Genomic DNA, 280 nt, shown 5'->3' with positions numbered 1-280 from the left:
CATAGAAAACCATCCCAAACGCAAACAACCTTTACAAGACACAGAAGCCCTTCAATATCAGAAAATCACACATAATAACACCATTCACATACATAAAACACCAAATCAGACTAATAATTTAAAAGTAATGTGCCAGCCCCTGGTACGCCTTTTTTTATTGATTCGGCGAAAAGCGATATATAATCTATTTGATAGATTCTTTCGCTTGAGGATGATATTCCGTTATGTTTTTTTTTGAGTTATATAGAATTTTAGGGTTTTAAGGGGGGTATTCACTTTG

The 280-nt window shown here is 33.9% G+C and carries 1 protein-coding gene; it reads left to right on the top strand.

Annotation, left to right across the window (positions count from 1 at the left end):
- The coding region (locus tag AC0L3J_RS38035; RefSeq protein WP_473350553.1) for a hypothetical protein at positions 1-238 on the top strand (238 nt) is incomplete at its 5' end.
- Positions 239-280 lie beyond the last annotated feature (42 nt).

This window comes from Bradyrhizobium sp. Kon37, from assembly GCF_055807535.1.
The sequence above is the reverse complement of the archived record's forward strand: the minus strand, read 5'-3'. Positions and strand labels throughout refer to the sequence as shown.